Below are 8035 nucleotides of genomic sequence, written 5' to 3'. Positions count from 1 at the left end.
ATCACCACGGAGGTCATCGCGCCAGAGCCTTCTGGGCCATCCGGTCGGCGTGTCGCCATAGGCGATGGCATTTAGTCGCGGTCCAGCTCATGATGCCTGGTGGCAGTCCTCGGCAGTCAAGGCGTCGGGCAGATCATCGAAGCTTGCATAGTTCAGGTCGTAGAGCTTCGCATAGAGGCCGCCCCGCACCATCAGCGCGTCGTGGTCGCCCTCCTCGATCTTGCGGCCCTGCTGGAGCACCACAATCCGGTCGGCGTTGCGGATCGTGGCTAGCCGGTGGGCGATCACCAAACCTGTGCGCCCTTCGAGCAGCCGCTCCAGCGCCCTCTGGATCTGAAGTTCGGTATAGCTGTCGATGTTTGCCGTCGCTTCGTCGAGCACGAGAATCTTCGCGTCCACCACCAGCGCGCGCGCGAAGCTGAGAAGCTGGCGCTGCCCGAGGCTGAGGTTCGAGCCGCGCTCCTCCAGCAGCGTTGCGTAGCCGTCGGGCATGGCCGTGATGAAATCATGGGCGCCGACCGCCTTTGCCGCCGCGATGACCGCGTCATTCGTCGCCTGTTCCGAGGCGTAGCGGATGTTGTCCATCACCGTGCCGGTAAACAGGTAGGGCTCCTGAAGCACCATCGCGATATCGCGGCCGAGGCTTTCCTGCGTCACAGTCCGCACGTCGCGGCCGCCGACGAGAACCGCGCCTTGCTGCACGTCGTAGAACCGGTGAATCAGCGAGATGCAGCTCGACTTGCCCGACCCCGTGGGGCCGACGAGGGCGACGCGCTCGCCCGATTTCACAGTGAAGCTCACATCCCGCAGCACCGGGTTCGCCGGATCGTAGCCGAAGCTGACGCCGCGGAATTCCACCGAGCCGTCATCCGCCGGGCCGAGCGGCACGGCGTCGGGGGCGTCGGTCACGCTCACCGCGACGTCGAGCACCTCTGTCAGCCGGTGGCCGGAGGCCATCGCGCGCTGCATCACCGAATACTGCATCGTCAGAGAGCGGATCGGGTCGAAGAAGCGCTGAATGTAGAACAGGAAGGCCACTAGAACGCCGACCTCGAGGCGCCCCGAGGCCACCATCAGGCCCCCCGCGACCACTACCGTCGCCATTGCGATGCCGGTGAGGCCATCGACGATGGGGATCATGATCTGCGACAGCCCCGCGGCGCGGAGCTGGGCGAGATAGGTGCGGTTGGCAAGGGCTGCGTAAAGCTCGGCGTTGAGGCGGTTGCGGCCCATCGCCTGCACGGCACGCACGCCGTGGATCGCCTCGGCCAGCGCGCCGTTCGTCAACGAATTGGCCTCATGCGCGGCGAGGAAGGCCGCCCTCGCCTTGGCAATCCACACGACGCGTAACACCAGCAGCACGGGCAGCACGAGAAGGACGAGCGCGGCGAGCTGCCAGTCGAGCCACAGCATCACGGCCACGATGCCCACAAGCAGCGCGATGTCGCCCACCGACTGCACCGACGTCTCAAGGAACTCCTGCATCGAGTTCACGTCGCCCTGCAGGCGCGACATCAGCCGCCCGACCTCGGTCTTGTCCATGAAGGACAGCGAGACGCGCTGGAGATGCGCGAACATCCGGCGGCGGATGTCGAACAGGACATGCTCGGCCACTTGCGCCGTGATCTGCTCCTGCGCAAGCGATGCCCGGTAGGTCACGACGACGGTGAGGCCAAACAGCACGACGATGGCGGGCAACAGAAGGAGCGGCGCGCCCGGCGCCATGCCCGCGTCGATGGCAAAGCGGATCAGGAGCGGGATGGCAAGCTGGGACAGGGTGAAGACCAGCACGGCCCCGATGGCGCGCCAGATCTGCCGCCGGTAGGGGGACACGAACTGCCAGATGCGCCTAACCACGCGGCCGTCGAAGGCGCGGCCGAAGATCTCCTCCTCGATCCGCGTCGAGCCGACGACGGCCCGCACCCGCGGGGCGCCGTCCTCGTCCTGCGGCTCTCGCGGGGCTGCGGTCGTGTCGAGGCTCATGGCCGCTGCTCCGGCGCCACCGCTGCGGCAGCGGGCTGGGTCTGGAGATCGTGGAGCGCCCGATAGCGGCCACCGAGGGCAAGGAGTTCCTCGTGCGTGCCGCGCTCGACGATCCGCCCACCCTCGAGAAACAGGATCATGTCGGCGTGCCGGAGGCTCGCGAGCCGATGCGCGACGATCAAGGTGACGCGATCCCTTGCATAGCGCTTCAGAGCGGCCCGGATGCGGCTTTCGGTGCCCGCGTCGATGGCGGCGGTAGAGTCGTCGAAGATCAGCACCGCGGGGTCCATCATCAGCGTGCGCGCAATGGACAGCCGCTGCCGCTGCCCGCCCGAGAGCGACACGCCCCGCTCGCCGACCACCGTGCTGTATTGCTGCGGCAGGCCGAGGACGTAGTCGTGAAGCTGCGCCGAGTCCGCCACGCGCCGGATGCTGCGGTCTTCGGCGGTGGGCGAGGCATAGGCGATGTTGTTCTCGATCGTCGAGGTGAACAGGAAGGCATCCTGCTGCACGATCGCCACCGCCTGCCGGACGGAAGCGAGTGTGACCGCGCGCAAGTCCTGCCCGTCGATCGTGATGCTGCCCGCGGTCACGTCGTAGAAACGGGGCAGCAGGTGCATCAGCGTCGTCTTTCCGGCCCCCGGCGCGCCGAGAATGCCGATGGTCTGGCCGCGGCGGGCCTCGAAGGAAATGTCGGTGACGGCCGGGCGGCTGGCGTCGCCGGGATAGGCGAAGCTGACCCCCTCAAGGCGCAGAGTGCCCTCGGCGATCCGAAGGTCCGGTGCACCCTCCGCGTCCGCGATCTCGATGGGCATGTCGAGCAGCTGGAACAGCCGCGCCCCGCAGGTCGAGGCACGCGCGTAGGCGTTCACCATCAGTCCGAGTTGGCGCACCGGCATCTGCAGGGTGGTCATGAAGGTCAGGAAAGTGGCGAGCACGCCCACCGTCATCTCGCCGGTCGCCACCAGTCGGCCGCCATAAAACAGCACGAGGCCCATCGCGGAGAAGAAGGCGAAGGTCATGGCCGAGGTGTTGCGCACCCGCAGGTCGATGCGTTCGTGGCTGTAGCGCAGCGCCGCGTCGGAGGCCCGGTCGAATTTCGCCATCTCGTGCTCGGTCGCGGCGAAGGCCCGCACGACGCGGGTGCCCGCAAGGTTCTCCTCCATGACCTGGCTGAGCACGCCCAGCTTTTCCTGAAGGATCAGCCAGGTTCGCCGGAGCGCCAGCTGCATGACCGAGCTGCGCCACGCAGCGAAGGGCACGAAGGACAGCGCCAGCAGGCCGAGCACGAAGTCGGTGGAGAGCAGCAGCCACGCCCCGACCCCGATCAGCAGCGCGAGCAGCAAGGCGCGGACGAGTGCGGTGGAGAAATACATGCGCACGCCTTCAAGGTCGAGCATGCCCACCGTGATCAGGTCGCCCGAATGGGTGCGGTCGTGGAAGGAAAACGGCAGCCGCTGCACCTTGTCGTAAATCGCGTTGCGCAGGTCCTGCGCCAGCGCATGACCAACGGCTTCGGCGTAATAGTTCTGCACAAGCGTGAACAAGCCGCGCAGCACGCTCGCCGCGAGCAGGGTCAGCGCGATGAGGACGAGTGCAAGAACGTCGACGGTCCCGTCCACCATCGCGAGAGACTCGTCGACGGCACGGCCGAGGATCACTGGGATCGCCAGTTGCATCAGGACCGCGGCGACCGTCGCGCCGAGCGCCAGTGCAACCCGCCCCGGATACCGGAAGCACAGGCGGGTGATGCGCAGGACGGCGCTGAAGCCCTTCTGCGTGCCGACTGGCGCGGTCCTGCGGAAGGTGCGCGCAGCGGCGTTGGGGGGATTGCCTGCCTGGGTCATGCCATCCATACCGCGCAGCCGTGCCGCGGCCTCCTGATGTGCCGCGCGGTCGTTGGTCGTGCCGCCGATCCATCCAAAAAGAGAACGTTTTGCTACACCGCTGCGTCGGCGGTTGGAAGGGTGACCCGGAGCCGGGGCGAAAACTGCAGTTCTCGGCTTCGGTTCAAATCGCAGCAGACTTGTTCAGCTGGATCTGCTACTGGGTCGCGCGCGAATGGCGGTTTACTTTGCTCGCCCCAGTCCTCCGTGACCGGCTGCTCTCGGGAGAGCCGGGCGGCAGATCACAGTCCGGGAGAGTCGCCTCCCTGCGACCTCGGGTCACCTGAGCTGCGCCCCCTCGCCTTCGGGACGCAAGCCCGTCCGGGTAGGCAGACGACTGATGGCTTCACCGATCATCGTCTGGGCAATGGCGATGTCGAATTGGACCTGGAGGTTCGACCAGAACTGCGGCTCAGTGCCGAACCAGTGCCCGAAACGCAGCGCAGTGTCGCCGGTGATTGCGCGCTTACCCGCGATGATCTGGCTTACGCGGTTGGGTGGCACATCGATCTGACGCGCGAACTCGGTCGGCGTGACGCCGAGTTCGCCCAACTCGTCCTTCAGGATCTGACCGGGATGGACGGCCCTTTTGAACATGGTTGGCCTCCCTTTAGTGATAGTCGACAATCTCAACGTCCGAGGGTCCTGGCGCGCCATCCAGCCACGTGAAGCAGACGCGCCATTGCTGGTTGATCCTGATCGAGAACTGCCCAGCGCGATCACCACGCAGGACCTCAAGCCGGTTGCTCGGCAGCGCGCGCAGGGTCTCGAGTGACGGCGCAGCGTTCAAGATCGCGAGCCTCCTTTCGGCCTGGCCTTCAAAGCCCTGAAAGGCTTTCACGAACTCACCCCTTGCGAACTGCTCGGTTCGTTTGTCGCGATAGCTCAGGATCATCGACAGGAGACATAAGAGTCTTTACGCTTGACGTCAAGCGTATGCGTCGGGGGTGGCCCCCGCGACTTTCGGGCATCCCCGCGCGCGATGCTAGCGGCGGCCTATCGCCCTCCGCCGCTAGCCCCGCGACCGACCGGAACCGGGAGATAGCGCTTCACGACCACATCCGATTGCACGTGCGGACTTGTGTGATGCTCTCGTTGCGTGTGGGGCGTGGTCGCATCCCCCTCGGTCGCCCGCGACCGGTTGGAACATGGCTTTCGCGGCGCTCTGACTTCAAGACGTGCCGATGCCCCGTGATCTGGCGGCCAAACGGCGCCAAACTACGCAGGATGATGAACGCATTCCTCGGCGAACTGATCGGGACGGCCATCCTGATCCTGCTCGGTAACGGCGTCGTCGCCAACGTCGTGCTGTCGGGCACCAAGGCGCATGGCGCGGGCTGGATCGTCATCGCCTGGGGCTGGGGCATGGCCGTCTTCGTCGCGGTTTTCACGGTGGCCGCGTTCAGCGGCGCCCACATCAACCCCGCTGTGACGCTGGGGCTGGCCATCGCGGGCAAGTTCGCCTGGGCCGACGCGCCGGCTTATGTCGCGGCCCAGTTCATAGGGGCCACGATCGGGGCAATGCTGGTATGGGCGGTCTACAAGGACCATTTCGCCCGGACCGAGGACGCGGACCTCAAGCTCGCCGTGTTCTGCACCGGGCCCGCCATCCGGAACACTGCGTCGAACCTGATTTCCGAGATCGTGGGCGCGTTCGTCCTCGTCTTCGCGGTCCTGTTCCTCGCCGTGGCGGTGTTCGGCCTCGGCGGTCTAGACGCCCTGCCGGTGGGTCTGCTGGTGCTGGCCATTGGTCTGTCGCTGGGCGGGACGACCGGCTACGCCATAAACCCGGCGCGGGACCTCGCGCCGCGCGTGGTCCACGCGATCCTACCGATCCCTGGCAAGCGCGACAGCGACTGGCGCTACGCCTGGATCCCGGTCGTGGGGCCGGTGATCGGCGCCACGCTGGCGGCGCTGACCTACCTGCTGTTGCAGGACCCCCTCGACGTCAATTTCCGGTAGGATCGGGACATGACGCGGTCTTCCCTCTCGCGCCGGCGCTTCCTCGGCGCGGCCTCCGCCGCCGGGGCCCTGGCGCCTGCCGCCGCCGGAGCCCAGTTCGGCGACCGCCTCGGCGCCGCGCGCCGCTGGGCGGAGGTTGAGTTCCGCCCCTCGACCCTCTCGCTGGATGAGCGCATAGCGGAGATGGCGTTCTTCGCCGAGGCGGCCTCGCGGCTGCGGGAGCGGCGGATCTTCGTCCTCTCCGAAACCATCCGCACCCACGAATACGAGGCGCGCGTTCTGGCCCGCGCCTTCGCCGAGATCACCGGGATCACCGTGATCCACGAGGTCGCCCATGAGGCCGAGGTGGTGAACCGGCTGGAGCAGCAGCGCCGCTCGGGCCGCAACTTCTATGACGCCTACGTCAACGACAGCGACTTCATCGGCGCCCATTTCCGCTACGGCGGCGTGACGCCGATTTCGGACTGGATCGTCGGCGAGGGCGCCGCGTTCACCCTGCCGACGCTCGACCTCGACGACTTCATCGGGCTGCCCTTCGTCACCGCGCCGGACGGCAAGCTCTATCAGTTGCCCGACCAGCAGTTCGCGACGCTCTACTGGTTCCGCCACGACTGGTTCCAGCGCCCCGACCTGCGGGAGCGGTTCCGCGCGCTGCACGGCTACGATCTCGGCGTTCCGGTGAACTGGCGGGCCTATGAGGACATCGCCGCCTTCTTCACCGACACGGTGCGCGAGATCGACGGGCGGCGCGTCTGGGGGCACATGGACTACGGCGCGGCCGACCCGTCGATCGGCTGGCGCTTCACCGACGCGTGGCTGGCGATCGCCGGCGCCGCCGATGTCGGCCTGCCCAACGGCGCGCCGGTGGACGAGTGGGGCATCCGGGTGGAGGACTGCCGACCCGTCGGCGCCAGCACGGCGCGGGGCGGCGCCACAGACAGCCCGGCGGCGGTCTATGCGCTGCGCAAGTATCTCGAATGGCTGCGCAACTACGCGCCGCCCGAGGCGTCGCGGATGACGTTCTCGCAGGCCGGGCCGGCGCCGGGGCGGGGCGACATCGCCCAGCAGATATTCTGGTACACCGCCTTCGCGGGCGAGTTGACCCAGCCCGGCTCGCCGGTAGTCGACGCCGAAGGCGCCCCGCTCTGGCGCGTGGCGCCGATGCCGCGCGGCGCCTACTGGCGGGAGGGCATGAAGCACGGCTACCAGGATTGCGGGGCGTGGATGCTCATGGACAGCACGCCCGTGGAGCGGCGCCGCGCGGCGTGGCTCTATGCGCAATTCTGCGCCTGCAAGTCGGTGTCGCTCAAGAAGACGCTGGTCGGCCTGACGCCGTTCCGGGCCTCCGATCTCGCGAGCGACGCGATGCGCGAGGCCGCGCCGCGCCTCGGCGGGCTGGCGGACTTCTACCGCAGCCCGGCGCAACGGCTCTACACGCCCACAGGCCCCAACGTTCCCAACTACGCGCTGCTGGCGCAGGCGTGGTGGCGGACGCTGGCCAGCGCCGTGCGAGGGCGCGCGACGCCACAGCAGGTCATGTCGCGGATCGCGACCGATCAGGACGCGCTGCTCGCCCGAATGGCGCAGGACCCGGCCGTGCGAAACTGCGCGCCGCAGCTGAACGACCGAGTGGACCCGACCGAATGGTTGCAACGCGACGGCGCGCCGTGGCCGGCGCTCGAGGACGAGGAGGGGCGGGGCGAGACGGTGTCGTATGAGACGCTACTGGCAGCGTGGGAGAGAGCCTGACGTCGCCTTGGAGAACGAGCAGAAGATTTGAAGGCTCTCGGAGTAGCGCGTCCCGTCTCCGCTCGCTTCGCAGCGCCGAGCGGCAGGGTCTGCGCCTCACGATGACCGGCGCCGATTGCAAAAGGCCACGGGGACTGAGCGCGTCGCGAACGGCAGCCTACCGCCCCCGGCCCTCTGTCCCGCGACTGGCCGGAACCGGGAGCGGGCGGCCCCTGCTCAGAGGTGGCGTCGAGCACCCCGGCCGCGGGACCCCGCGCTCTCTCTGGACAGGGTAACTGTCGTTCGCCTCGACCCGCGGGATCGTCTGCAACTCGGTGTCCATGATGCGCTCGGCTGCGAACGTCGGCATCTCGCGCAGCGAATCCGCGTCGGCGGCCTTCTCCACCAGCTCCAGCAGGGCCATTGAACGAAGCCGCTGCGCGGCATGGGGCCAGCTTCGCGTGTGGTGCTCCTGA

6 protein-coding genes and 1 pseudogene are annotated in these 8035 nt (G+C 67.8%); 2 read left to right on the top strand and 5 right to left on the bottom strand.

Annotation, left to right across the window (positions count from 1 at the left end):
- Positions 1 to 87: 87 nt before the first annotated feature.
- The 4 genes from V7Q31_RS15960 to V7Q31_RS15945 form a co-directional block, all read right to left on the bottom strand.
- Entirely contained in the window at positions 88 to 1983 is a 1896-nt protein-coding gene (locus V7Q31_RS15960; RefSeq protein WP_333834851.1) for an ABC transporter ATP-binding protein, read from the bottom strand.
- Positions 1980 to 3830: an ABC transporter ATP-binding protein gene (locus tag V7Q31_RS15955; RefSeq protein ID WP_333834850.1), complete on the bottom strand. Its 1851-nt coding sequence runs from the start codon at positions 3828 to 3830 to the stop codon at positions 1980 to 1982. Before V7Q31_RS15955 ends, V7Q31_RS15960 begins: the two co-directional genes overlap by 4 nt.
- A 318-nt stretch (positions 3831 to 4148) precedes the next feature.
- On the bottom strand, positions 4149 to 4466 hold the full coding sequence (locus V7Q31_RS15950) for a HigA family addiction module antitoxin (RefSeq protein ID WP_333834849.1): 318 nt from the start codon (positions 4464 to 4466) through the stop codon (positions 4149 to 4151).
- Positions 4467 to 4479: 13 nt separating this feature from the next.
- The gene (locus tag V7Q31_RS15945; protein ID WP_333834848.1) at positions 4480 to 4764 is read right to left on the bottom strand and encodes a type II toxin-antitoxin system RelE/ParE family toxin; all 285 of its coding nucleotides are present in this window, start codon (positions 4762 to 4764) and stop codon (positions 4480 to 4482) included.
- Between the two features lie 335 nt (positions 4765 to 5099).
- Here V7Q31_RS15945 and V7Q31_RS15940 point away from each other — a divergent pair, with 335 nt between their 5' ends.
- Both V7Q31_RS15940 and V7Q31_RS15935 read left to right on the top strand, forming a co-directional pair.
- Positions 5100 to 5831, top strand: a complete 732-nt coding sequence (locus V7Q31_RS15940) for an MIP/aquaporin family protein (RefSeq protein ID WP_333834847.1) — start codon at positions 5100 to 5102, stop codon at positions 5829 to 5831.
- Between the two features lie 9 nt (positions 5832 to 5840).
- On the top strand, positions 5841 to 7580 hold the full coding sequence (locus tag V7Q31_RS15935; protein ID WP_333834846.1) for an ABC transporter substrate-binding protein: 1740 nt from the start codon (positions 5841 to 5843) through the stop codon (positions 7578 to 7580).
- Positions 7581 to 7737: 157 nt separating this feature from the next.
- Here the strand turns inward: V7Q31_RS15935 and V7Q31_RS15930 are convergent.
- Positions 7738 to 8035: pseudogene (locus tag V7Q31_RS15930) on the bottom strand (hypothetical protein); the annotation flags it as partial.

This window comes from Rubrimonas sp. (assembly GCF_036788415.1).
GTDB lineage: Bacteria > Pseudomonadota > Alphaproteobacteria > Rhodobacterales > Rhodobacteraceae > Rubrimonas.
This window is presented reverse-complemented; position numbering and strand designations above follow the sequence as displayed.